Source organism: Bradyrhizobium sp. AUGA SZCCT0222, assembly GCF_018130205.1.
Lineage (GTDB): Bacteria > Pseudomonadota > Alphaproteobacteria > Rhizobiales > Xanthobacteraceae > Bradyrhizobium.
The window spans coordinates 63,444-87,762 of the sequence record NZ_JAFCLX010000005.1 but is presented as its reverse complement, the minus strand read 5'-3'; the positions used below and the strand labels follow the sequence as shown (position 1 = coordinate 87,762).

The following is a 24,319-nucleotide window of genomic DNA, read 5'->3' as shown; positions in this document are numbered from 1 at the left end:
GCCTTGTCAGCCCGCCGCCTTCGCCGCCGCGCGTCCCGCATTCCGCCCCGAAAACAGACACCCGCCGAGGAACGTGCCCTCCAGCGAGCGATAGCCGTGCACGCCGCCGCCGCCGAAACCGGCGGCCTCGCCGGCAGCGTACAGCCCCTTGATGATGTCGCCGCCTGTGCCGAACACGCGGGAGTCGAGATCGGTCTCGAAGCCGCCGAGCGTCTTGCGGGTCAGGATGTTGAGTTTCACCGCGATCAGCGGACCATGCTCGGGGTCGAGGATGCGATGCGGTTTGGCGGTGCGGATCAGCTTGTCGCCGATATAGCGCCGCGCATTGTGGATGTTCATCACCTGCGCATCCTTGACGTAGGGATTCGTCATCTCGCGGTCGCGCGCCTCGATCTGGCGCTTGATGTGATCGAGCTGCAGCAGATTGTCGCCACTGAGCGCGTTCATGGCGCTGACGAGGTCGGCGAGATTATCGCGCACGATGAAGTCGGCGCCTTTTTGCTTGAATGCTTCCACCGGCGCCGGCGCGCCCTTGTTGGTGGCGCGCTTGATGGTCATGCGCCAGCTCTTGCCGGTGAGGTCGGGGTTCTGTTCCGAGCCTGACAGCGCGAACTCCTTCTTGATGATGCTCTGGGTCAGGATGAACCAGGAATAATCGTAGCCCGTCGACATGATGTAGTGCAGCTGGCCGAGCGTGTCGGAGCCGGGAAACAGCGGCGCGGGCAGCCGTTTTCCCGTGGCGTCGAACCATAGGGATGACGGACCCGGCAGGATGCGAATACCGTGGCGCGGCCAGATCGGCGACCAGTTCCTGATACCCTCGACGTAATGCCACATCCGGTCGCGGTTGATCAGCCGCGCGCCGGCAGCCTCGGTGATCCCGATCATCCGTCCGTCGACATGTTCGGGCACGCCCGAGATCATGAATTTCGGCGGCGCACCGAGGCGCTTCGGCCAGTTCTGCCGGACCAGATCGTGATTGCCGCCGATGCCGCCGGAGGCAACGATCACTGCCTGGGCGCGAAAGCTAAAATCGCCGGTGACCTGGCGCGAGCTGCTCTGGCCGCGTTCGACATTGGTGGGTTCGAGGATCGAGCCGCTGACGCCGTCGACGGTGCCGTTGGTGATACTGAGCGCATCGACGCGGTGGCGGAACTTGAAAGTCAGCCGGCCGTTCTTCTGCGCCTCGCGGGCGCGCCGTTCGAACGGCTCGACGATGCCCGGGCCGGTGCCCCAGGTGACATGAAAGCGCGGCACCGAATTGCCGTGCCCCATCGCGTCATAGCCGCCGCGTTCGGCCCAGCCGACCACAGGAAAAATACGGTGGCCCATCGCGCGCAGCCAGTCGCGCTTCTCAGCCGTAGCGAACGCGACATAGGCCTCCGCCCACTTCTTCGGCCAGAGATCCTCGTCGCGGTCGAAGCCCGCGGTGCCGATCCAGTCCTGCAGCGCCAGATCGTAGCTGTCCTTGATGCCGAGCCGGCGCTGTTCTGGGCTGTCGACCAGGAACAGGCCGCCGAACGACCAGAACGCCTGACCGCCAAGGCTTTGTTCGCCCTCCTGGTCGATCACGATGACGCGCTTGTCGGCGTCGGCGATTTCACATGCCGCGACCAGGCCGGCCAGCCCGCCGCCGACCACGATCACGTCTGCGTCCTCTGCCATCCATGTCCTCCCCCAACCCAGAGCCCCCTTCCGATTGAAATCGGAAAGGGGCTCTGTTTGTCGCTTTGACGCGTTTTCATCGCGCGAACCGGTGCCCACTTCGCTGGAAAACGCTCCGATGTTGATTCAAGCCACGCCATCCAGCGCGGTCAACGGCAAATGCCCCTTGCCTGTGGCGAAGCCGCCACCGTGGAAACGTTAACTTGTTCCAGTTTGGGACCTTTTCTCACCTCGGGTGCAGCGCCGTTGCAACACTTAATTTGAATTTGTTTTGAGCGGCTCCAGCCGCCTAGACAAAATCACGGTCTCGAACGACGCTCGCGAAGTCTTGCATCACTAAGACAATCAGATTCGGGTTCGACGTTTCAGGACTGGGGCTGGGATATGAAGCTGGCGACGGGGTTGCTTGCGGCGGTGCTGCTGCTGGCAGGGGTTGTATCGAGCCAGGCGGTGGTCCGGATCGCCGACGATCGCGGCGGCCGGATCGGCACCTATGTCGATAAATACCAGGGCCTGCGGAGTTCCGGCGAGATGGTGATCATCGACGGCCTGTGCGCCTCGGCCTGCACCATCGTTCTCGGCGCCGTTCCCCACGACAAGATCTGCGTCACCTCGCACGCCAATCTCGGTTTCCATGCCGCCTGGGATTTCGGCGCCAACGGCCGGGCGATCACCAACGCCGAAGCCACCCAGATGCTGTATTCGATGTACCCGACGCCAATCCGGCGCTGGATCGCCCAGCGCGGCGGCTTGACCCAGCGCATGATCTTCCTGCGCGGCAAGCAATTGCAGGCGATGTTCAAGCCCTGCTATCTCGACGCCCAGGCGTCCGCGATCAAGCCCGCGTCTCGCTGAGATCGCCCGGCGTCGCACTGAGATCCCGGCGTCGCACTGCGATCGCCCCGGCGTCTCCCTGAGATCGCCCGGCGTCGCGCTGAAACGGCAGATATTCCTCCGCATGACGTGATCGGCCGCGCTTCCATGGCGCTTGCCTGGTCCTGGAACTGGCCCTATCTGAACCCCATGGTTCAGCCGATTTCCACCCAGCACGGGATGATCGCGGCACCCCGGCCGCAGGGCAGGGTGGCGTCTGCGATCGTCTGGGGCGCCGCCAGCCTCGGCGGGCTTGCCGTGTGCGGCGCCGCAGCGCTGTGGTTCCACTACGGGACCACGGTGTTCTTTGAAATGATCGCCGCCGGTATTTCGGCCTGCTTCTGATCCGGACATAGGGAAATTTTTTGCATGGACCGGAGCATCCGACCGCTGGTGATTGTCGCATCCTTTGCCGTCAGCCTGCTGGTTGGCCTCCTGATCATGCTGTGGGCGCTGGGCGGCCTGCGCACCGTCACGGCGCCGGCCGCGATCGGCGGGCCGTTTCAACTGACCGACCAGGCCGGCCAGACCGTGACCGACAAGGATCTCAAGGGCCGGCCGACGCTGATCTTCTTCGGCTTCACCCATTGCCCTGATGTGTGCCCGACCGCGCTGTTCGAGATTTCCGAAGTGCTGAAGGCGATGGGCAAGGACGCCGACCGGGTCAACGCCTTTTTCGTCTCGGTCGATCCGGAGCGCGACACCGCGGCCGCGATGAAGGATTATCTCTCCAGCTTCGATCCGCATCTGAAGGGCCTGACCGGCAACCCCGAGGCGGTGTCCAAGGTGCTGTCGGCCTACCGGGTTTATTCCAAGAAGGTCCCGCTCAAGGACGGCGATTACACCATGGACCACACCGCGCTGATCTATTTGATGGATCGCGACGGCCGCTTCGTCTCGCCGTTCAACCTGAAACGGACGCCCCAGGAAGCCGCGACCGATCTGAAGAAATACCTCTGAGCCGTACCAAAGCCCCGCAAAACGGCCTCGCATCGGATGCCGGATGGTCTATAAGGCCATCCAATTCCACAACAAAACGCCGGCAATGCCCCACCAGCCAGCCTTGTTACAAAGCGCCAGATTGCCAAAATCCGTCCGCAGCCTGCTGACCGGGATGTCGATCGCGGCTGCGCTGGCCGTTTTGCTGCCCGGTGAGGTGTCCGCACAAACCGCGCCCCGGCCCGCGGTCGAGGCGGCGCCGCAGGCGGTGCCAGGCTTCTGGGACCCGAGGCGGCGTCCGGACCGGCCCGATTTGTCGCGCCTGACCGTGATCCGGTTCCTGACCGAGACCGACTATCCGCCGTTCAACTTCACCGGCCCCGACGGCAATCCGGCCGGCTTCAACGTCGATCTGGCGCGCGCGCTGTGCGACGAGATCAAGGTCACCTGCACCATCCAGATGCGCCGGTTCGAGACCCTGATCGACGCTATCACCAGCAACCGCGGCGACGCCATCATCGCGTCGATGGCAGTGACGCCGCAATTGCGCGCCCGCATCGATTTCACCGACCCCTATTACCGCGCGCCGGCGCGCTTCGTGTCGCGGCGCGACGCTGTCATGCCGGAGGTGCGTCCCGAATATCTCGAAGGCAAGAAGATCGGCGCTATCGGCGGCACTTCGCATGAGGCCTATCTGAAGGCGATGTTCACCGACGCCGAGATCAAATCATACCCCAATGACGAGGCGCTGCGGTTGGCTTTGCGGCGGAGCGAGGTCGATTTCATCTTCGGCGACGCGATCGCGCTGGCGTTCTGGATCAACGGCACCGATTCGGGCGAATGCTGCGCCTTCTCGGGCGGGCCGTTCGTCGAGAGCCGCTATTTCGGCGAGGGCATCGGCATCGCGGTCCGCAAGGGCAACGATCTGCTGCGGCAGTCGCTGAACTGGGCGCTGTTCCGGCTCTGGGAAAAAGGCCGCTATACGGATTTGTGGCTGCGTTATTTTTCCATCAGCCCGTTTTAGGCTGCCAACCATCAGCCGTCATTGCGAGGAGCGAAGCGACGAAGCAATCCACTCTTCCCTTGTTGCTCCATGGATTGCTTCGCTTCGCTCGCAATGACGGCTATATTGCCCGTTTCCTTCTCTTCTTTCCCTGCCCTTCGGAGAAAGCTCGTTTAAATGTCCACCATCGACCTTGCCGCCAACCCGAGCGATTTGCGCGCGCTCGCCGAACAATCCAACGCCTGGCCGTTCGAGCAGGCGAAAGCGATTGTCGCGCGGCTGAAAAAGAGCCCGAAGGATGAGGTGCTGTTCGAGACCGGCTACGGCCCGTCGGGGCTGCCGCATATCGGCACCTTCGGCGAGGTCGCGCGCACCACCATGGTGCGCCATGCCTTTCGCGTGCTGACCGAGGACAAGATCAAGACGCGGCTGCTGGCGTTCTCCGACGACATGGACGGCCTGCGCAAGGTGCCGGACAACGTGCCGAACAAGGAGCTGCTGGAAGCCAATCTCGGCAAGCCCTTGACCAAGGTGCCGGATCCGTTCGGTACCCATCCGAGCTTCGGCCAGCATAATAATGCGCGGCTGCGTGCCTTCCTTGATTCCTTCGGCTTCGACTACGAATTCGCCAGCGCAACCGACTACTACACTTCGGGCAAGTTCGACGCCGCGCTGCTGCGCATGCTGGAGCGGATTGAGAAGGTGATGGCGATCATGCTGCCGAGCCTGCGCGAGGAGCGCGCGGCCAGCTATTCGCCGTTCTTGCCAATCTGCCCTCGCACCGGCCTCGTACTCTACGTGCCCGTAACCGCGCATGACGCCAAGGCAGGCACGATCTCCTATGAAGACCCGGGGACCAAGGAAAGCATCACCGTTCCCGTTACCGGCGGCCACTGCAAGTTGCAATGGAAGCCGGATTGGGCGATGCGCTGGTACGCGCTTGGCGTCGACTATGAAATGGCCGGAAAGGATTTGATCGACTCAGTGAAGCTGTCAGGCAAGATCTGTTCTGCGCTCGGCGGTACGCCGCCGGAGGGATTCAACTTCGAACTCTTCCTCGACGACAAGGGCCAGAAGATTTCCAAGTCGAAGGGTAACGGGCTCACCATCGACGAATGGCTGCGCTATGCGTCGCCGGAATCGCTGTCGCTGTTCATGTACCGCGAGCCGAAGGCGGCGAAGCGCCTGCATTTCGACGTGATTCCGCGCGCCGTCGACGACTACCAGCAGTTCCTCGAAGGCTTTCCGCGGCAGGACGCCAAGCAGCAGCTTTCCAATCCGGTCTGGCATATGCATTCCGGCCAGCCCCCGAAGGCCGACATGCCGGTCACGTTCCAGCTGTTGTTGACGCTGGTGTCGTCGTCGAATGCGGAGAACGCCGAAACGCTGTGGGGTTTTATTGGACGCTATCGTCCCGGCGTGACGCCGCAGACGCATCCGAAGCTCGACGCGCTGGTCGGTTACGCCATCAATTATTATCGCGACTTCGTGGCGCCGACCAAAAAATTCCGTGAGCCGACCGATGGTGAGCGGGTCGCGTTGCAGGATCTGCGCGACGCGCTGTCGCAATTGCCGGCGACATCAACGGCGGAAGAGATCCAGAACGTGGTCTACGAGATCGGCCGCCGCGAGCCGTTCCTCGATCTCGTCAAGAAGGGCAAGGATGGCCGGCCGGGCGTTTCGCTCGACTGGTTCAACATGCTCTATCAGGTGCTGCTCGGTCAGGAAAAAGGCCCGCGCTTCGGCTCATTCGTCGCGGTGTATGGTCTGGCCAACGCCGTGGCGATGATCGACGGCGCGCTGGCAAGGTCGGCGTAGAGTTATTGTCGTCCCGGCCCCCGTGCGCAACTGCGCACTAGGCCGGGACGACGATAGAGTTGGGCTTTGCAGCGCATCGCCCTACCGCGACGCAGCGCCGCAAATCCGGATGGCAGGCCCGCCGCAATTTCAGCCGCGGCCTGCGCCGAATTGCGCTACACTCCCGCCATCAAGCCCCCGATCGAGGGGCGGGCAACAATGGGAGCAGACGTATGCAGTTGGTTTCGCCGAACATGCACAATGACAGCAGCGCCGAGGAGTGGCAGGCGCGGGTCGATCTGGCCGCGGCGCATCGTCTCGCCTTCAACCAGGGTTTTTCCGAAGGCATCTTCAACCATCTGACCTACACGGTGCCGGGCCGCAGCGACCGCTATTACCAGATCCCGTTCGGCATGCACTGGTCCGAGGTCACCGCCTCGTCCTTCATGGAAGTCGGCATCGATGACGGCGAGGTCAAGCGCGGCGAGGGTGAGGTCGAGCGATCCTGCTATTGCATCCACGCCCCGATCCACAAGGCGCTGCCGCAGGCCAAAGCGGTGTTTCACACCCACATGCCCTATGCCAGCGCGCTGACGCGCCTCGATGATCCCCGCATCAAGGAGATCGGCCAGACCGAGGTCGGCCTGTCAGGCGCCATCGCCTATGACGACGAATATACCGGCCCGGCCGTCGATCCCGCCGAGGGCGCCCGCCTTGCGAAGGTGATCGGCGACAAGCAGGTGCTGTTCATGGCCAATCATGGCATCTCGACGGTCGGTGCGACCGTCGCCGAGGCTTACGACATGCTCTATTACGTCGAGCGCGCCGCGCAGGTGCAGATCTACGCGATGTGGACCGGGCAGAAGCTGAAGCAGCTTCCCGCACCTGTGGTGGAGAAGACCCAGCGCGAATACAAGGACGAGCGTCTCTACAAGGGACCGACCCCGGCACAGCGGCACTTCGATGCGCTAAAGCGCATGCTTGATCGGAAAGAGCCGGATTACGCGACGTAGTAGTTGCTGTCGTCCCGGCGAAGGCCGGGACCCATAGCCACCGGCGCCTGTTGTGAGCGAAGGCGTCCGCTACATCGCAAAACAAACCGCACCTCGCGGTATGGGTCCCGGCCTGCGCCGGGGCGACGATCAATCGGCAGCGTTGCTCACCCCGCAGCAGCCCGCACCTGATCCGCAAACGCGTGCCACACTTCCGGCCGCCAGCTTCCGTTCGCGGCGCCTGACGTGGAGGGCAGGATCCAGATTCGTGTGTCGGCGATCCGCTCAGCCTGCTCGCCGTATTCGCGCTTGCCGCCGAGAAACCCCTGTCCGGCCGCCTTGCTCGTGAACGCCAGGAATTTCGGCCGGAATGCCGCAACCGAATTGCTCAGGCGAGATCGCGCATCCAGTCGCAGTTCGGATAGCGGGATCTCGTGATCCATTCCCGAGTGCGTCTTCACGAGATCAGTGAGTCCGATCCGATACTGCAGCAGATCGCGGTACTGGTGCGGCTGCAGCAGCGCCGGCGTCAGCCCGGTCTCGTGCAAAATCTTCCAGAACTTGTTCTGCTTGTGCGCATAGTAAGCCCTGGCTTTGGCGGACGCCGTCCCCGCGGCCATCCCGCACAAAACGATGCGAAGCGAATCTTCCAGCAGGTCCTGCAGGACATCCGGAGCCGGGGACAACCCTACTGGCTCGCCCATACGATCCGCGCGATCCATTCGACGTCGTCGGCGTCGAGCGCGCGGTCGGCCTGCGTCGGGTTGAGCGATTGCAGCTCGAGCGTCCTGGTGGTGCGGCGCTTCAATTCCTTCACCATCACCTCGCCGTCGCTCGTCTTCACCACCACGCGGTCGCCGCGCCGGATCGGTGTGCCCGGCGAGACCACGATGATGTCGCCGTCGCGGTAGGCGGGCTTCATCGAATCGCCGGATATTTCCAGCGCATAGGCGTGCTCGTCGTCCGCGGCGGGCAGCGCCACCTCGTCCCAGCCCTTGCCGGCGGGAAAACCGCTGTCGTCGAAATGGCCGCCGCTGCCGGCTTGGGCAAAGCCGAGCATCGGCACTGATTGCTGGCTGCGCGCGCCGTCGCCGATCAGCTGCACAAACGTGTCGATCGAGGAATTGGTGGCGGCCAGCGCCTTGGAGACCGATTCGGTCGAGGGCCAGCGTTCGCGGCCGTCGCCCGTGATGCGCTTGGATTTGTTGAAGGTGGTGGGGTCAAGGCCGGAGCGCTTGGCGAGGCCCGAGGGCGACAGCCCGGCACGCTCGGCGAGCCGGTCGAGCGCGGTCCAGACCTGGCCGTGGGTGAGAATGCGGGCTTTGGATGGTTTGGCCATGGGATCACTCAAAGTCGGGTTTAGGAATTATTGCCTGAAACCCGAGGTTTCCGCAAATTCCATGCTGGTCGGAACGGCGCGGCGGCGCTTGAGTTCAGCCCCAGCCGCCTTTACGGTCGGCGCCCGACCCGGAATCCCGGGAAAAATCCCAAGAGACTCAACGACAAACAGGGAATGCCGGCGAGTGCCCACGATCTACAAAATCAGCTCCGCCTCGGCCTGGCGCGAGGCCGAGCGGCAAGGCGTCTATCGGGGCAGCGCGGACGATCTGCGCGACGGCTACATCCATTTTTCCACAGCCTCCCAGGTCGCCGAAACCGCGCGGAAACATTATTTCGGCCAGACCGGGCTGTTTTTGATCGCGGTCGACGCCGATGCGCTCGGGGATGAATTGCGCTGGGAGCCCTCGCGCAACGACGAATTGTTCCCGCATCTCTATGGCGAACTCGATCTCGGCGCCGTCACCGCCATCCTCGACATGCGGGCGCGGTCCGACGGCCATCATGACATTCCGGAGCTTGCGCCGTGATCCGCGCCTTCGACGCCTTTTCACTGCCGCTGCTGCGCTGGTTCGATCCGGAGGATGCGCATCGCATGGCCATCCAGGGCCTGCGGCTGCTGCCGCCGATCCGCCCGAAGCCGGACGATTCGAAGCTGGCGGTGCGCGCCTTCGGCCTCAACTTTCCCAATCCGATCGGGATGGCCGCGGGCTTCGACAAGAGCGCGGAGGCGCCCGACGCGCTGCTGCGGCTGGGATTTGGATTCGTCGAGATCGGCTCGGTGACGCCGAAACCGCAAGTCGGCAATCCGCGGCCGCGGCTGTTCCGGATGGAGCGCGACGAGGCCGTGATCAACCGGATGGGCTTCAACAATGACGGGGCGGAGATTGTGCTGCGGCGACTCGCCTCGCGCGCGCATCTTTCCGGCATCGTCGGCGTCAATGTCGGAGCCAACAAGGATTCGGCCGACCGCACCGCCGATTACGTCAAGCTGATCGAGACCTTTGCGCCGGTCGCGAGCTATTTCACCGTCAACGTCTCCTCGCCGAACACGCCGGGCCTGCGCAATCTGCAGCAATCGGCCGCGCTCGACGATCTCCTCGCCCGGGTGATCGATGCGCGCGAGCGGGTGCGCAAGAATGCCGGCGATTCCCCGGTGCTGCTCAAGATCGCGCCGGATTTGAGTCTGGCCGAACTCGACGATGTCGTGCACATCGCGCGCTCGCGCCGGGTCGACGGCATGGTCGTGGCCAACACCACGCTGGCGCGGCCCTCGAGCTTGCGCGAATCGGGCCGCGCCAAGGAGCAGGGCGGCCTGTCGGGACGGCCGTTGTTCCGGCTGTCGACGCGGATGGTCGCGGAAACCTATGTGCGTGCCGAAGGCGCCTTCCCGCTGATCGGGGTCGGCGGCATCGATAGTGGAGGTGCCGCACTCACAAAAATCCGCGCCGGTGCCAGCCTGATCCAGCTCTACTCGTCGCTGATCTACAAGGGCCTCGGGCTGGTCGAGGACATCAAGAACGATCTGTCCTCGACCTTGCTGCGCACGGGGCGCGACTCGCTGGCGGAAATCGTCGGCGCCGATGCCGCGACGATCACCGCCGAGGAATGGCCGGTGCAGTAGTCCATGTGATCCGTCATCCTGAGGCGCGAGCGCAAGCGAGCCTCGAAGGATAGACGGCCCGTGGCCGTGCATCCTTCGAGGGCCGCGCTGCGCACGGCCACCTCAGGATGACGGATTACACAGGCTTTTCCGCAAACGACTTCCTCAACAACGCCGGATAGCGCAGCGCCTCAAGCCCGCCGCGGGCCGCGTAATGCACCAGTAGCGCGCCCCACAGCCCGGCATTGCCGAACGATCGCAGCGCCAGCCACGCGCCAAGGAAGATCAGGAGCGACAGCAGCATCAGGTTGCGCATGTCGCGCGCCCAGGTGGCGCCGATATAGACCCCGTCAAAGGCAAAGGCGAACACGCCGAGTAGCGGCGCGAAGATCACGAACGGCAGATAATCGCGCGCGATGCGCCGCACGTCGACGCTCGCCGTCATGACGTCGATCAGGGAGGGGCCGAACAGTGCGAAGACGGCGGCGACGGCGAGCGCAAAGCCAAAGCCCCAGATCACGACCAGTTTGACCGCGCCGGCGAAACCGCTTCTGTCGCGGGCGCCGTAGGCGCGGCCGCAGAGCTGTTCGGCGGCATTGGCAAGGCCGTCGAGGAAGAAGGCGCTGATCATCAGGAAATTGTTCAACACCGCATTGGCCGCGAGCGTCAGGTCCCCGGCTCGGGCTCCTTGTGCGGTGAAGAACAGGAAGGCCGCGATCAAGGCCGCGGTGCGAATCAGGATGTCACGATTGACCGCCAGCAACCGCGTCAGTTTTGTGCGGTCAAGCAGCGTCGCGCGCGAGATGGCCGGTTGCCCATGGGAAAGACGCCGCGCGATCATAATGCCGAGCAGGAGCCCGGCCGCTTCCGCGATCACGGCTGCGATCGCCGCGCCGGCGATGCCGAGGTCGAGCACCAGCACCAGGAGCGCGGTCGCTGCCGCGTTGATCAGGTTGATGGTGATCTGGGTGCCGAGCGCCAGCCTGGCGCGGGCCTGTCCGATCAGCCAGCCCAGCATGACATAATTGCCGAGCGCCAGCGGCGCCGACCAGATCCGGATCGCAAAGTAGGTTTTCGCCGCGCGCGTGACGCCTTCGCTGCCGCCCATCGCCTCCAGCAGGAGGCTGGCGAGCGGGATCTGCAGCAGGATGAGCGCGGCGCCGACCAGCCCTGCGGCGATGAAGCCGCGCAGCAGGATGGCGCGTAATTCCTGGGTGTCGCCGGCGCCGAGCGACTGCGCTGTAAACGCGACTGTGCTCATGCGCAGGAATCCGAACAGCCAGAACAGGCAGTCGAACAGCACGGAGGCGACCGCCACGCCGCCGAGCAGCGTGGCATCGCCGAGCCGCCCGATCGCCGTGGTCGAGACGATGCCGATCAGCGGCGTCGTCAGGTTCGCGATCATCGCGGGACCCGCGATGGCAAACATTTGTGCCGTCGTGACTTTCGAGGGAGCGGCCGGCGAATGCATGCTTACAGCTCGACCACCAGACCGTCGCTTGCGGTGGAGTAGGAAAGCGAACCCAGCCGCCCCAGCATGTCGTCGCTCATATGCGTCAGGATCAACTGCCTGGCGTTGATCTCGGGCAGATGCGCTTCCAGCGTTTTCAGGCTGAGATGGTTTTTGACGATCTTGTCGTAATAGTACGCCTCCGCAATGAACAGGTCGGCCTCACGCGCGGCGGGGATCAACGTTTCGGTCCACTCGGTGTCGGCGCTATAGGCGATGACACGGCCCTCGGCCTCGATGCGGTAGGCCAGGAATGGTCCACCGGATTCGCCGTGCACGACAGGATAGGGCGTCACCTTGACCGCGCCGAAGCTGCGGCTTTCTTCGGGATCGAGCGCGACGACGGAGAGTTCGAAGCGCTGCTTCGTCCTTGAGGAATGCTCGAACATTGCCTCCATCAACTGCGTCAGCCGGGTCTCGATTCCCTGCGGACCGGCGATGACGAGCGGACGGGTGCGGCGGGTGAACTGCGCATCGAGCAGGAAAAACGGCAGTCCGCCAAAATGGTCGCCGTGGAAATGCGTGATCAGGATCAGGTCGATGCCGTCGCTGATGACACCGAGCCGCTTCAACGCCGGCAGGGACGAGGCGCCGCAATCGATCAGGAAATTGACGCTGGCGCCGGTGACATGGAAGCAGGTGTTGGCGCGTCCGCCGGAGCCAAGTGCGTCGCCGCAGCCGATAAATTGCAGTTGCATCGGCTGCGGTCCCTTGGCGAGGAGATTTAGCGCCCGCGCGGGCTGCCGAACAGCCGCGACAACAGCCAGACCGGAATCACGATCACGGCGCCGAGCAGGAAGTAGCGCCACAGCCAGTTGACGGCGTCAAAGCCGAGATCCCAGAGCCGCTGGAACAGCATGCGGATGCTGTGCAGGATGTTCCAGGGATCGAAGCCGACAGCGGCGAGCACGACGCCGACCAGGACCGACAGCAGGATCAGCCGGAATGCCACCGCCAGCGGCGAGCCGCCGAGAAAGCGGTTCAGGCCATCATTGCTGGCCGGCAAATCCCTGACGTCGTTGGGCATCGATCTCTCCTGCGGGTCACGCCCGCGCATTGTAGCGTTTTCGAGCGAAGTGGATACCGGTTCGCGTGAAGAAAACGCGTCAAACAAGTATCTACTATAGCGGACAGCAAATGGGGAACCCGCCTTCAGACGTCAATGGGCTGCGGGATTACGCTGCGGTAATGCTGGCGTCACTCTTCAGCATCCGCTCCAGCGTTTCCAGCCGATCGGCCTCGCGCGGCGGCTTGTCCCAGCGCAGCCGGCTGATGCGCGGAAACCGCATCGCGACGCCGGATTTGTGCCGCGGCGAGCGCGCCAGCCCCTCGAAGGCGACTTCCAGCACCAGTCCCTGGTCGGGTTCGTGCACGACGTGCCGCACGGGCCCGAATTTTTCGGTGGTGTTGCGGCGGACGAAGCGGTCGATCTGCAGCAGTTCCTCGTCGGTGAACCCGAAATAGGCCTTGCCGACCGGCACCAACTGTTCGCCGTCCTCGCCCGAGGTCCAGACGCCGAACGTGTAGTCCGAATAATAGGACGAGCGCTTGCCGTGGCCGCGCTGCGCATACATCAGGACAGCGTCGATCAGATGCGGGTCGCGCTTCCACTTCCACCATTGGCCCTTGGGGCGGCCCGGCAGATAGGCCGCATCGCGGCGCTTCAGCATCACGCCCTCGACGGCGTCGGCATCCTCGCCGGCGCCGGCTTGGGCCGGATCGGCGCGCGCCGCCGTCAGCGCGTCCCAACTGTCAAAGGCGACCGTCGGCGATAGGTCAATCCTGGCATCGTCAAGCTTTTTGACGAACGCCTCCAGCCGCGCGCGGCGCTCGACGAACGGCAGCTCGCGCAAATCGTTCTCGTCGTCGCCGAGCAGGTCATAGGCGCGCAGATGGATCGGATACTCCTTGATCAGTTTTGGCGAGACGACTTTGCGGTTGAGGCGCTGCTGCAGCACGTTGAACGTCTGCACGCGGCCGTCGCGCAGCACCAGCAATTCGCCGTCGATGGCGAAACTTGAAGACCCTTGCAGATGCAGCGCCGGCACGAGGTCCGGGAAACTCTTGGTGATGTCCTCGCCGGTGCGCGAATAAAGCCGCGCCTGGATGTGGCCGCGCTCGTCGCGGCCGCTCACCGCCTGCACGCGGATGCCGTCCCATTTCCATTCGGCGATGAAGTCGGCTGGATCGAGGTTGGCAAAATCCGAATCCTCGATCGCATGCGCCAGCATGACCGGGCGGAACGGTGTCGGATCGCGATTGACTGGCTTTTCGCTGCGCCCCTCGAGCCAGGCGAACAGGTCGAGATAGGGCGGGCTCAATCCCGGCCACATCAGCTCGACGTCATGGGCGTCCTTGCCCCCGAGATTGGCGGCGGCGGTTTTGGCGAGCCGCGCCGAAATGCCGATCCGCATCGCGCCGGTCACGAGCTTTAGCAACGCCCAGCGCCCGGTTTCATCGAGCTCATCGAGCCAGCGCGCGAGCTGTTTTGGCAGCTCGGTCTTGCCGAGGGTGCGCAGCGTGGTGACGACTTCGGAAAGGGTTGGCGGGGGCGGGTTGTTATGGCCGGGCAACGCCGCCTTCGGCCACATCAGCGCCACCGTCTCGGAGAGATCGCCGACATAATCATAGGACAGGCCGAACAGCACGGGGTCGGCGCGGTCGGTGATCAGGTCGCGGATCAGGCCGGCCTTGGCGTGCTTGAACGACAGCGCGCCGGTCAGCGCCGCCAGCGCATAGCCGCGGTCGGGATCATCAGTCTCGCGAAAATACGCCGTGAGCAGCCGCAGCTTGTTGTTGCGGCCGGGCTCATAGGCGAGGCGATCCAGCAATTCGGCGAAGCGGTTCATGCTTCGGTACCTTCAGGGGGTGGCGCCTCGTGCTCGTCCTCGTCGCCGTAGCCGACCAGATCGAGCGGCCGCGCGGCGAGGCCCTTGGTCTTGCACCAATGCACCAGCGCATCTTCCTGGCCGTGGGTGACCCAGATCTCGCCGGCGCCGGTGGCTTCGATGGTCGCGGTCAGCCCGTCCCAGTCGGCATGATCGGAAATCACCAGCGGCAATTCGATGCCGCGCTGGCGGGCGCGGGCCCGCACCCGCATCCAGCCCGAGGCAAACGCCGTGACCGGATCGGGAAACCGCCGCGTCCAGATGTCAGAGGTCGCCGACGGCGGCGCCAGCGTGATGGTGCCGGCGAGGTCGGCCTTCTTTACGCCCTTGGCCGGACGAAGCTCGCCGAGCGCAACGCCGCGGCTTTGATAATAGTGCGTGATCGCTTCCATCGCGCCATGCAGGTAGATCGGCGCGTCGTAACCGGCCTCGCGCACTAGCGCGATCACGCGCTGCGCCTTGCCGAGCGAATAGGCGCCGACCAGATGCGCTCGCTCCGGGAACAGCGCCACAGAGGCCAGCAGCTTCTTTACCTCATCGGCCGCGTTGCCATGGTGGAACACCGGCAGGCCGAACGTTGCTTCAGTGATGAAGACGTCGCAGGGCACCACTTCGAACGGCGTGCAGGTGGGATCCGAAGCGTCCTTGTAGTCACCCGAGGCGACGATGCAGGTGTCCTTGCAGGTGACGGCGATCTGCGCCGAGCCCAGAACGTGGCCGGCGGGATGGAATTTGACGGTGACGTCGCCGAGCCTGATTTCCTCGCCATAGGCGATCGCCTGCGTGGAGCCTGCGAAATTATCGCCATAGCGCAGCCGCATCATGTCGAGCGTCTCTTGCGTCGCCAGAACCGCGCCATGGCCTGGGCGGGCGTGGTCGGAATGGCCGTGGGTGATCACGGCGCGTTCCACTGATCGAACCGGGTCGATATGGAAGCCGCCTGGCTTGCAGCACAAACCGGCGGGAGCTGGCAGCAGGATGTCTTGTGGACGCATCTTGGTTATATAGGGCGTATTGCCCCGATTTTTACCTGCCCCATAGAGCCCATGCCCACGCGAATATTCCTGACCTCCGGCGATCTGATGGCCGATCGCCGTTATGATTTTGCGCGCGACCTGCAATTGAAGGGCGATCTGCCCGGCGCCGCCGACCTGCTGCTGCAGGCGACGGATTTGGCGCCGAGTTTCGTCACCGCCTGGTTCACGCTCGGCGATATCAGAGAAACGCTCGGCGAGCGCGATGCGGCGATCGCGGCGTTTCGCAAGGCGTGGGACGGCGATCCGGATGATCGTCATGGCGCCCGCCTGCGGCTGATGCGCCTCGGCGCCGAACCATTGGCCGCGATGCCGCAAGGCTATGTGCAGGTGCTGTTCGATCAATACGCGCAGCGGTTCAACTCCGCGCTGGTGGACGATCTCGGTTATCGCGGCCCGGACCTGCTGTTCAGGGCGGTGCTGTCGGTGCGCGCGGCCGCCCGCAAGCCCGCCTTCTTCAAGCGCGCCATCGATCTCGGCTGCGGCACCGGGCTCGTCGCGACGGCGTTCGCCAAAGAGGTCGATCATTTCATCGGCATCGATCTGTCGCCGCGCATGATCGAGAAGGCCCGCTCGACCGGCTTTTATGCGGAGCTTGAAGTCGGCGACATCGTGCAAGGTCTGCGCGCGAGGCCTGACAGCAGCGCCGATCTCATCCTGGCCTCCGACGTGATGATCTATGTCGCCGATCTCGCGCCGGTGCTGGCGGAATCAAGCCGCGTGCTCGCCGCCGGCGGCCTGTTCGCCTTCACGACCGAGACGCATGCCGGCGAAGGCGTCATTCTCGGCGCAGGGCTGCGCTATGCCCACGCGGCAGCCCATGTGCGCGAAGCGGTGGAAGCGGCCGGTCTGAATTTATCCCTGCTCGAAGATCGCTCGGCGCGCACCGAGGAGAACATCCCGGTACCGGGCCTGGTGGCGGTCGCAGCCAAGGGCTGACCGCCAGAATTGCTCTAGGGGAATGAACCCGATGCCCCCCGCGGGGCGGGCTGGACAAACCTAAAGGGATATACCAATCTGGACCTACCAGATTGGTAGGATCAGATGACGGTGCCGCAGCAGGCAGGCGAAGGATCGAGAGCGGTCAAGCGGACGATCGAGTTCATCCGCCATCACCGATTGCAGAAGGGCGACCGGCTGCCGTCAGAGCGCGAGCTGTCAGATCGCTTTGGCGTCACCCGCAGTTCGGTGCGGGAAGCGTTGGCGGTTCTTGATGCGCTGCGGCTGACCGAGCGCCGGCCGAAGTCCGGCATTTTCCTGCGCAACGCGCTCGAAGACAGCGGGCTCGATTCCCTGGTCATCCAGGCCAATCTGGATTTGCCGTTTGACGAGCGCACCATGCGCGATGTGAGCGAGGCCCGCGTCATATTTGAAACCCATGCGATCCGCCTCGCATGCGCGCGCAGGACGGATGCCGATCTCAACAGGTTGCGGGGGTTGGTCGCCAATTATTACAGTCGGGTGCAGGCCGAACTCAATGTCGCCAATGAAGACGTCGAGTTTCATCTGGCAATGGCGGCGGCCAGCCAGAATGCTATCATCGTTCGAACGCTCACGCCTTTGTTTCTCATGAGCTTTCAGTGGCGGCAGAAGTACTTCTCATCCCCTGTCATTCGCCGCCGTTCGCTGGGTGATCATCAGGAGTTCGTGGCCGCCATTGCTGACAGGAACGAAACCCTGGCGGCGGCCTTGGTGCAAAAGCATGTCCATTCCGCATTCGACGAAGTTCGGGCACTGGCGGAAGGAACCGGGCAGCCGGAATCTCACAACCAATGGGTAGGCCGGGACCAGTAATGCCGGGAATACCGGCTCACGCAGCGCAAGTCGAAGCCAATTTCGATCCGCGCGAACTGAATGACAGATCACTGCATTCAGGTTTCAGACAATAACCAATGAAGAACAACTATAAGGGAGTAACAGCATGAAAAACAAACAGACCCGGCGCCAATTCGGTGCCACCGCTCTTGCCGGTCTCGCTGCCGCCGCCATGCCCGCCCCGTTCGTGTGGGCGGCCGAGAAAAAATACGATCCGGGCGCGACCGATACCGAAATCAAGCTGGGCCAGACCGTGCCGCACAGCGGCCCGGGTTCGCTCTACGGCGTGCTCGGCCGGGTCGGCGAGGCCTATTTCCAGATGCTGAACGAAAAGGGCGGCATCAACGGCCGCAAGGTCAAGTTCTTGACCATGGACGACGGCTACAGCGCGCCGAAATGCGTGGAAGCGACGCGGCGGCTGGTGGAGAATGACGAAGTGCTGGCGCTGTTCGGCTCGCTCGGCACCGCGCCGCAGACCGCCGTGCATAAATATCTCAACTCCAAGGGCGTGCCGCAGCTGATGCTCAATACCGGCGCGTCGAAATGGAACGATCCGAAGAATTTCAAATGGACCATGGCGGGCCTGCCGCTGTACCCGACCGAAGCGCGCATCCTCGCCAAATACGTCGTGGCCACGAAGCCGAACGCCAAAATCGGCATTCTCTACCAGAACGACGATTTCGGCCGCGATTTCCTGGCGCCGTTCAAGAAGGTTCTGGAGGAAGCCGGCGGCACCGCCAAGGTGATCATGGAGCAGAGCTACGATCTGACCGAGCCGACCATCGATTCGCAGCTGATCAATCTCTCCAAATCGGGCGCCGACGTCTTCTACAACATCTCGACCGGCAAGGCGTCGTCGCAGTCGATCCGCAAGGTGGTCGAGCTAGGCTGGAAGCCGCTGCAATTGCTGTCGGCGGGATCGACCGGACGTTCGATCCTCAGCGCCGCCGGTTTCGAGAATGCCACCGGCATCGTCGCCATCCGCTACGCCAAGGAAGTCGGCGTGCCGCGCTGGGAAAAGGATCCCGACGTGATGGCGTTCGAGGCGCTGCGCAAGAAATATCTGCCCAATGTCGATCCTGACAACACCATCGCCTTCGCCGGCTACGGCCAGGTGGCGTCGATGGCGGAAATCCTGCGCCGCTGCGGCGACGATCTGACCCGCGCCAATGTGCTGAAACAGGCGACGACGCTGGCCGGCTTCCACTCGCCGTATTTCCTCGACGGCGTCAATTTCAGCTACACGCCGGAAGACTACACGCCGATGAAGACGCTCTTCATCTCGCAGTTCAACGGCAAGGACTGGGATATTTCCGACAAGCCGGTGACGGAGTAGTTTGTCGTCATTCCGGGGCGATGCGCAGCATCGAACCCGGAATCTCGAGATTCCGGGTCTGGTCCTTCGGACCATCCCGGAATGACGAGAACCAACGAACACCCCTCGACGTAGCGGCCCTGACGGCTTAGTTCTTGTTTTGTGCCGCCCCGAATCCTACCCGCCATATCGGCCGAGCCGGCCGCGCCGCTGCCCGAGCGCTTCCTTCGGTGGTTTGCGTCGCGCGGCTGGTCGCCGCGTGAACATCAGCTGGAACTGCTGGCCAAGGCCCGTGAAGATCGCTCGGCGCTGCTGATCGCGCCGACCGGCGCCGGCAAAACGCTGGCGGGTTTTTTGCCGACATTGGTGGAGTTGTCTGCTCTGTCATCCGCGATGCGTTCTTCTCCCCTCCCTCCGCGTAGCGGTGGGGAGGGGTCGGGGGTGGGGGGTGTCTCCGCGCGTTCCCATGCCAATACCGAGTCTGCCGCGCTACCCCCCACCCCCGACCCCTCCCCACCACGCGCTTCGCGCGCGGGGGGAGGGGAGAAGAGCGAGCTTGCGGCAAAATCATCCCGCCCCGAACTGATCTCCACCGGCCGCGGCGTCAAACGCACCGGCGGCCTGCACACGCTCTACATCTCGCCCTTGAAGGCGCTCGCGGTCGATATCGCGCGCAACCTGGAGACGCCGATCGCCGAGATGGGCCTGCCGATCAAGGTCGAGACCCGTACCGGCGACACGCCGGTGTCGCGCCGGCAGCGGCAGCGGCGCTATCCGCCGGACATTCTGCTCACCACGCCCGAGCAACTGGCGCTGCTGCTGTCGTCCGACGATGCGCCGTTCTTGTTCGGCTCGTTGAAGCGCATCGTGCTCGACGAATTGCATGCGCTGGTCACCTCCAAGCGCGGCGATCTGCTGTCGCTCGGGCTGGCGCGGCTGTGGCGGCTGGCGCCCGAAATGCGCGGCATCGGATTGTCGGCGACGGTGGCCGAGCCGGAATCGCTGGCGCGGTTTTTGGTGCCGCAGCGCGACCGCAAGATCGAAGCCGCCGACATCGTAGTCGCCGGCGGCGCCGCGGCGCCCGTGGTCGAGATGCTCGACACCAAAGAACGTCTGCCATGGGCGGGGCATAGCGCCCGCCATGCGCTCGGCGAAATGTACGAGCTGATCAAGCGCAACAAGACCACGCTGGTGTTCGTCAACACTCGCAGCCAGGCCGAAATGCTGTTCCAGGATTTCTGGCGCATGAACGACGATGGCCTGGCGATCGCGCTGCATCACGGCTCGCTCGACGTCGCGCAGCGCCGCAAGGTCGAGGACGCGATGGCGGCCGGCAAATTGCGCGGCGTGGTCTGCACCTCCTCGCTCGACCTCGGTATCGACTGGGGCGACATCGACCTCGTGATCAATGTCGGCGCGCCGAAGGGGTCCTCGCGGCTGATGCAGCGGATCGGCCGCGCCAACCATCGACTGGACGAACCCTCGCGCGCCGTGCTGGTGCCGGCCAACCGCTTCGAGGTGCTGGAATGCGCGGTTGCGATCGATGCGATCGCGGAGAATGCGCAGGATACCCCGCCGCTGCGCACTGGCGCGCTCGACGTGCTGGCGCAGCACGTATTGGGATGCGCCTGCGGCGAGCCGTTTCTTTCCGATGAGCTCTATGCGGAGGTGCTGACATCGGCGCCTTACTCTGGTTTGACGCGAACCGATTTCGACGACGTGGTCGATTTCGTCGCCACCGGCGGTTACGCACTGAAAACCTATGAGCGCTTCGCGCGCATCAAGCAGGACAAGCAAGGCCGCTGGCGTGTCGCCAATCCCCGCGTGCGGCAGAGCTATCGCCTCAACGTCGGCACCATCGTCGAAGAACCGATGCTCAAAGTCCGGCTGGTGCGTTCGCGCGGCGGCGGCTCGGGATCATTAGGCCCACTTGGACGCGGCGGGCGGATGCTCGGCGAGATCGAGGAATACTTCATCGAGGGACTGGTGGTCGGCGACACCTTTGTGTTCGGCGGCGAGGTGGTGCGCTATGAGGCGCTCGCCGAAGATCAGGTCTACGTCTCGCGTGCCAACGACGCGGATGCCAAGGTGCCGTCTTATATGGGCGGCAAGTTTCCGTTGTCGACCTATCTCGCCGAGCGCGTGCGTAAATTGCTCGACGACAAGCGTGCCTGGAACGCGCTGCCCGATCAGGTGCGCGACTGGCTGTCGCTGCAACGGCATTTTTCGCGCGTGCCGGCGGTGCGGGAACTGCTGATCGAGACCTTCCCACGCGGCAACAAGCATTATTTGATCTGCTATCCCTTCGAGGGGCGACTGGCGCACCAGACGCTCGGCATGTTGCTGACGCGGCGGATGGAGCGGGCGCGGGTGCGGCCGCTCGGCTTCGTCGCCAATGAATATGCGGTCGCGGTGTGGGGGCTCGGCGACATGTCGTTCATGATCCGCCAGGGCAAGCTCGATCTCAACGCGCTGTTCGATCCGGACATGCTGGGCGACGATCTCGAGGCGTGGCTTGCCGAATCCGCGCTGATGAAGCGCACCTTCCGCACCTGCGCGGTGATATCCGGCCTGATCGCGCGGCGCTTCACCGGCGAGGAAAAATCCCGCCGCCAGGTGCTGTTCTCGACCGATTTGATCTACGACGTGCTGCGCAAACACCAGGCCGACCACGTGCTGCTGCGCGCCGCGCGCGCCGACGCCGCCACCGGGCTGCTCGATCTCAAGCGGCTCGGTGATATGCTGTCGCGTATTCAGGGCCGAATCATCCATCGGGAACTCGACCGTGTTTCGCCGCTGGCGGTGCCGGTGATGCTGGAAATCGGCCGCGAGTCAGTTTATGGCGAAGCGGCCGACGAGTTGCTGGCGGAAGCCGCCGCGGAACTCGTCAAGGAAGCGACAGGGTAGAACGTGACGGCATCGGCGCAATCTTCGGACGATGATCAAATGGCGCGGGTTTCGAAGGTTGCGATTGCGGATGTCACTTTCCTCGCCGATCTCTCCGGCGCGCTGTTCTGGCAGGAACAGCGCCTGCTGGTCGTCTCCGACCTGCATCTGGAAAAAGGCTCCAGCTTCGCCGCGCGCGGCGTGCTGCTGCCACCCTACGACACCGTGGCGACGCTGAGCCGGCTTGCGGCCGTGATCGCCCGGCACGATCCGCGCATGGTGATCGCGCTCGGCGACAGTTTTCACGACCGCGACGCGCATGAACGGCTGTCGGTGCCCGACCGCGAGGCGTTGTCAGCGATGCAGGCGCGGCGCGACTGGATCTGGATCGCGGGCAATCACGATCCGGCCTTGCCGTCCGATCTCGGCGGCGTCGTCGCCAATGAAGTCGCGATCGGCAAGATCACGTTCCGCCATGAGCCCACGGGCGCGTCAGGTGAAATCGCCGGCCATCTGCACCCCAAGGCCCGCGTCGCCACTCGCGGCCGTTCGATGGAGCGGCGATGCTTCGCCTGCGACGGCGAACGCGCGGTCATGCCGGCGTTCGGCGCCTATACCGGCGGCCTCAGCATCCGCGATCCGGCGTTTGCGAAGATCTTCCAGACTCCATGCCTGATGGCGCACGTGCTCGGCGACAACAGACTGCACGCGATCGCAGCGTCGCGGTGTTATTAAGAGAACGACGCTGCTTCCGTCGCTCTATGACCGCTTCCTCGTTTCCTGTGAGGTGAACCGCGAGACGCGGCAAATTGTTCATGCGAAATTCACGAGAGCGAATCGTAGCTCACCTTTGATACGAGCCAACTTACCTTTTCGTAATACGGTTGACACGTTCGTGATTTCGGCAGTCGCAGATTTGAAATAGTGAGTCAGCGCTAATTCACTATGTGGTGAGCCATTGTTGATTGGCGCAACAGCTCTGTGCCCAACATCGACAGCCGCACATGGATTTGCGGCCTTTCGCCTCTGTATCACGAGGATCTCGGTGCTGACTCCAAGTGCGTCGGCGAGCTCCATCGACTGCTTCGAAAAACGCATAAGACCTAAGCGGGAGAGCGGGCTTGTCCCGCCGAGACAACAGGTCGATTACAAAATCAAGGCGAGCTGAGACTCGCTTAACCATGGAGCAAATACCATGAACTACAAAACACTCGTTGCCGCATCTTTGATGTCGATCGCCCTGACATCCGCAGCGACGTCCGCGGCATTTGCGCAGTGCACGGACTGCGCAATGTATCCGGATCGCGATTACCTGAACAAAGGCGTCCCAACCCCCGCCAGCAAGATGATGGCGGAGCCGGGCGGCGCAGCAGGTGCGAGCACTGCGAATTTTGAAAACGGTGCGTACAATGCACATGCCGGAGCCAGGGTGGCTGGAACGCAGCGCCGCCACCCCCACGACGCCAACGCTTCCATGGCTGAGGGGTTTGCCCCGGCCGATGGCCCTTCTCACCGGGTGTACATCAAGAACCTGCACGACTCCGGATACAACCCTGCCGGTGACCGCGATGGCGCCGGCAACATGAAAGTAAACTGATCCCCGACGCACCATTCGGCATGTGTTACTTGGCGGCTCTCCCTCCCCAGCCTCGCAAGCGGGAGAGGGAGCGCACCGAGTTAACTAAGCCGCCTTCGCCTGCACCGCGTTGCAAAACTCCGCCAGCCGATCGGCGAGCCGCAACGTGGCGGGGCTGGCATCCGGTGCGGCGACCAGCGCGACTTCCGTACGGTCGATCGGTGCAAAACCGTCTTTCGCTGTCAGCACGCGGTGGTCGGCCTGGATCGCCATTTCGGACAGGATGCTCAGCCCCATGCCGGCGGCAACCGCGGCCTGGATGCCGGAGAGGCTGGAGGACGTGTAGGCCATGTGCCAGGCGCGGCCGGCGCTTTCCAGCGCGTGGATCGCGCGCGAGCGATAGAGGCAGCCGGTGGGAAAGCCGATCAGCGGCACCGAGCCCGTGGTGGTGTCGCGCGGCCGGCTCTTGCTGGTGACCCAGTGCACGCGTTCGGGCCACACCGCGATGCCGACCTTCTCGCCGGCGGCGCGCTTGAACAGCGCCAGATCGAGTTCGCCGCGTTCGAGGTCGCGCTTCAGGTAAGTGCTCTGGTCGGAGCGGACATCCATCCGCAAGCCGGGATGCGAGCGTGAAAACGCCGCCAGCAATTTCGCCAGCCGGTAGGCGGCAAAATCTTCGGGCACGCCGAGCCGGATCGCGCCTTCACTGCCGGGGCGCGTCAGCACATCGCGGGCTTCTTCCGCCAGCGACAGCAGCCGCCGCGCATAGGATAGCAATCGTTCGCCGGCCTCGGTCGGCGTGACGTCCTTGCCGCTCCGGTTCAGCAGCGGCTGGCCGACGTCCTCCTCCAGCCGCTTGATCTGCTGGCTGACGGTCGACTGGGTGCGGTGGACGCGCTCGCCCGCGCGGGTGAAGCCGCCGGAATCCACCACCGAGACGAAGCTGCGCAGCAGTTCCAGATCGAGCATGGCCATGGCTCGTCACCACCCTTCAAGAAAGGGGTATTTATAAATCCACTGGACGTCAGTTTATCATTTAATTTCTAAATATCAAGGCGCGAGCCTACATCATGGGCAAAGGAGAC

23 protein-coding genes are annotated in these 24,319 nt (G+C 64.0%); 14 read left to right on the top strand and 9 right to left on the bottom strand.

Annotated elements, in window-relative coordinates; all coding sequences use genetic code 11:
* Positions 1-6: 6 nt before the first annotated feature.
* The gene (locus JQ629_RS05805) at positions 7-1,665 is read right to left on the bottom strand and encodes an FAD-binding dehydrogenase (RefSeq protein ID WP_212411784.1); all 1,659 of its coding nucleotides are present in this window, start codon (positions 1,663-1,665) and stop codon (positions 7-9) included.
* 384 nt (positions 1,666-2,049) lie between these two features.
* On the opposite strand from JQ629_RS05805, the gene JQ629_RS05800 reads away from it, so the two are divergent.
* From JQ629_RS05800 to JQ629_RS05775, 6 genes are all read left to right on the top strand, one after another.
* A complete protein-coding gene (locus JQ629_RS05800; protein WP_212265314.1) occupies positions 2,050-2,520 on the top strand; it encodes a hypothetical protein in 471 nt (156 codons plus the stop codon).
* 126 nt (positions 2,521-2,646) lie between these two features.
* Positions 2,647-2,883, top strand: coding sequence for a hypothetical protein (locus JQ629_RS05795; RefSeq protein ID WP_249134866.1), 237 nt, complete (start codon positions 2,647-2,649; stop codon positions 2,881-2,883).
* A 24-nt stretch (positions 2,884-2,907) separates the two neighbouring features.
* The gene (locus tag JQ629_RS05790; RefSeq protein WP_212411783.1) at positions 2,908-3,498 is read left to right on the top strand and encodes an SCO family protein; all 591 of its coding nucleotides are present in this window, start codon (positions 2,908-2,910) and stop codon (positions 3,496-3,498) included.
* Between the two features lie 154 nt (positions 3,499-3,652).
* Positions 3,653-4,501 carry an ABC transporter substrate-binding protein gene (locus JQ629_RS05785; protein ID WP_249134854.1) on the top strand — a complete coding sequence of 283 codons (849 nt, stop codon included), beginning with the start codon at positions 3,653-3,655 and terminating at the stop codon, positions 4,499-4,501.
* A gap of 156 nt (positions 4,502-4,657) precedes the next feature.
* A complete protein-coding gene (locus tag JQ629_RS05780) occupies positions 4,658-6,298 on the top strand; it encodes a lysine--tRNA ligase (protein WP_212411781.1) in 1,641 nt (546 codons plus the stop codon).
* 212 nt (positions 6,299-6,510) lie between these two features.
* On the top strand, positions 6,511-7,290 hold the full coding sequence (locus tag JQ629_RS05775) for a class II aldolase/adducin family protein (RefSeq protein WP_212411780.1): 780 nt from the start codon (positions 6,511-6,513) through the stop codon (positions 7,288-7,290).
* Between the two features lie 146 nt (positions 7,291-7,436).
* Here the strand turns inward: JQ629_RS05775 and JQ629_RS05770 are convergent, their stop codons facing one another.
* Together JQ629_RS05770 and JQ629_RS05765 are read right to left on the bottom strand one after the other, a co-directional pair.
* Entirely contained in the window at positions 7,437-7,973 is a 537-nt protein-coding gene (locus JQ629_RS05770) for a mismatch-specific DNA-glycosylase (RefSeq protein WP_212411779.1), read from the bottom strand.
* A complete protein-coding gene (locus tag JQ629_RS05765; protein ID WP_212411778.1) occupies positions 7,958-8,608 on the bottom strand; it encodes a S24 family peptidase in 651 nt (216 codons plus the stop codon). Before JQ629_RS05765 ends, JQ629_RS05770 begins: the two co-directional genes overlap by 16 nt.
* A 184-nt stretch (positions 8,609-8,792) precedes the next feature.
* Here JQ629_RS05765 and JQ629_RS05760 point away from each other — a divergent pair, with 184 nt between their 5' ends.
* Complete coding sequence (locus tag JQ629_RS05760) at positions 8,793-9,137, top strand: DUF952 domain-containing protein (protein WP_212265307.1); 345 nt, start codon at positions 8,793-8,795, stop codon at positions 9,135-9,137.
* Positions 9,134-10,231 (top strand): quinone-dependent dihydroorotate dehydrogenase, encoded by a 1,098-nt coding sequence (locus JQ629_RS05755; protein WP_212411776.1) that lies wholly within the window; start codon positions 9,134-9,136, stop codon positions 10,229-10,231. The genes JQ629_RS05760 and JQ629_RS05755 overlap by 4 nt, the downstream gene beginning before the upstream one ends.
* Before the next feature lie 115 nt (positions 10,232-10,346).
* Here JQ629_RS05755 and JQ629_RS05750 read toward each other — a convergent pair whose 3' ends face one another.
* The 5 genes from JQ629_RS05750 to JQ629_RS05730 form a co-directional block, all read right to left on the bottom strand.
* Positions 10,347-11,681, bottom strand: a complete 1,335-nt coding sequence (locus JQ629_RS05750; RefSeq protein ID WP_212411773.1) for an MATE family efflux transporter — start codon at positions 11,679-11,681, stop codon at positions 10,347-10,349.
* Between the two features lie 2 nt (positions 11,682-11,683).
* Positions 11,684-12,418 (bottom strand): MBL fold metallo-hydrolase, encoded by a 735-nt coding sequence (locus tag JQ629_RS05745; protein WP_212411771.1) that lies wholly within the window; start codon positions 12,416-12,418, stop codon positions 11,684-11,686.
* A 26-nt stretch (positions 12,419-12,444) separates the two neighbouring features.
* Entirely contained in the window at positions 12,445-12,747 is a 303-nt protein-coding gene (locus tag JQ629_RS05740) for a DUF6460 domain-containing protein (protein ID WP_192735422.1), read from the bottom strand.
* A gap of 148 nt (positions 12,748-12,895) precedes the next feature.
* Entirely contained in the window at positions 12,896-14,569 is a 1,674-nt protein-coding gene (locus tag JQ629_RS05735) for an ATP-dependent DNA ligase (protein WP_212411769.1), read from the bottom strand.
* The gene (locus JQ629_RS05730; RefSeq protein WP_212411767.1) at positions 14,566-15,603 is read right to left on the bottom strand and encodes a ligase-associated DNA damage response exonuclease; all 1,038 of its coding nucleotides are present in this window, start codon (positions 15,601-15,603) and stop codon (positions 14,566-14,568) included. The genes JQ629_RS05735 and JQ629_RS05730 overlap by 4 nt, the downstream gene beginning before the upstream one ends.
* A gap of 51 nt (positions 15,604-15,654) precedes the next feature.
* Between JQ629_RS05730 and JQ629_RS05725 the strand changes: the two genes are divergently transcribed.
* The 6 genes from JQ629_RS05725 (at position 15,655) to JQ629_RS05700 (ending at position 23,255) form a co-directional block, all read left to right on the top strand.
* A complete protein-coding gene (locus tag JQ629_RS05725; protein WP_212411765.1) occupies positions 15,655-16,581 on the top strand; it encodes a class I SAM-dependent DNA methyltransferase in 927 nt (308 codons plus the stop codon).
* Between the two features lie 105 nt (positions 16,582-16,686).
* Complete coding sequence (locus JQ629_RS05720) at positions 16,687-17,436, top strand: FadR/GntR family transcriptional regulator (RefSeq protein ID WP_212411763.1); 750 nt, start codon at positions 16,687-16,689, stop codon at positions 17,434-17,436.
* A gap of 127 nt (positions 17,437-17,563) precedes the next feature.
* Positions 17,564-18,793, top strand: coding sequence for an ABC transporter substrate-binding protein (locus JQ629_RS05715; protein ID WP_212265298.1), 1,230 nt, complete (start codon positions 17,564-17,566; stop codon positions 18,791-18,793).
* 141 nt (positions 18,794-18,934) lie between these two features.
* Positions 18,935-21,679, top strand: a complete 2,745-nt coding sequence (locus tag JQ629_RS05710) for a ligase-associated DNA damage response DEXH box helicase (RefSeq protein WP_212411761.1) — start codon at positions 18,935-18,937, stop codon at positions 21,677-21,679.
* A 39-nt stretch (positions 21,680-21,718) separates the two neighbouring features.
* The gene (gene pdeM / locus JQ629_RS05705; protein ID WP_212411759.1) at positions 21,719-22,393 is read left to right on the top strand and encodes a ligase-associated DNA damage response endonuclease PdeM; all 675 of its coding nucleotides are present in this window, start codon (positions 21,719-21,721) and stop codon (positions 22,391-22,393) included.
* Positions 22,394-22,853: 460 nt separating this feature from the next.
* Positions 22,854-23,255: a hypothetical protein gene (locus tag JQ629_RS05700; RefSeq protein WP_212411757.1), complete on the top strand. Its 402-nt coding sequence runs from the start codon at positions 22,854-22,856 to the stop codon at positions 23,253-23,255.
* A gap of 84 nt (positions 23,256-23,339) precedes the next feature.
* Here JQ629_RS05700 and JQ629_RS05695 read toward each other — a convergent pair whose 3' ends face one another.
* Complete coding sequence (locus tag JQ629_RS05695; RefSeq protein WP_212411996.1) at positions 23,340-24,203, bottom strand: LysR substrate-binding domain-containing protein; 864 nt, start codon at positions 24,201-24,203, stop codon at positions 23,340-23,342.
* Positions 24,204-24,319 lie beyond the last annotated feature (116 nt).